General features: G+C 56.2%; 1 protein-coding gene. It reads left to right on the top strand.

Annotated elements, in window-relative coordinates; all coding sequences use genetic code 11:
• The coding region (locus ACI2KB_RS25305) for an outer membrane protein assembly factor BamE (RefSeq protein WP_404639156.1) at window positions 1–472 on the top strand (472 nt) is incomplete at its 5' end.
• Window positions 473–589 lie beyond the last annotated feature (117 nt).

The following is a 589-nucleotide window of genomic DNA, read 5'->3' as shown; positions in this document are numbered from 1 at the left end:
ACTCGCCGGTTGTTCATTCCCCGGGGTTTATAAAATCGACATCCAACAGGGCAATGTCGTCACGCAAGACATGATAGACCAGTTACGCCCCGGAATGACCCGGCGGCAAGTACGGTTTATCATGGGTAATCCCTTGCTGACAGACACCTTTCACCCTGAGCGCTGGGACTATCTGTACAGTCTTCAGCCAGGTGGCGGTGAGCGGCAACAGGAACGGATCAGCCTGATTTTCAACGGTAACGATCAACTGGCCAGCCTGTCCGGCGACTTCAAGCCGGGTGTCAGCCGCGACGAGGCGATCCTCGGAAAAAGCAGCGACACGACTGTCACCCCCGAAAACAAAGGGGATCAGCCTCAGAAGGAAGCACCACCGAAACCAGGTTCGCTGCTTGAGCAGATCCAGAACGACGTCGACAAGGCCGAAGCCGTGCCTGTTCCAAGTCAGGAACCACTGGATACCAATCCCCAGTGATCGTCGTTGCCACCCTCGTGCGGTGTCTAGTCCTGAAATAGGTTTACGCCTGTTTCGCCCTCAAAGCGCTCGATGCACCGCATCGGGCGTTTTGTATTTCAAGGCCTGATGTGGCCG

The organism is Pseudomonas sp. NPDC088444 (genome assembly GCF_044900175.1).
Taxonomy (GTDB): domain Bacteria; phylum Pseudomonadota; class Gammaproteobacteria; order Pseudomonadales; family Pseudomonadaceae; genus Aquipseudomonas.
The sequence above is the reverse complement of the archived record's forward strand: the minus strand, read 5'-3'. Positions and strand labels throughout refer to the sequence as shown.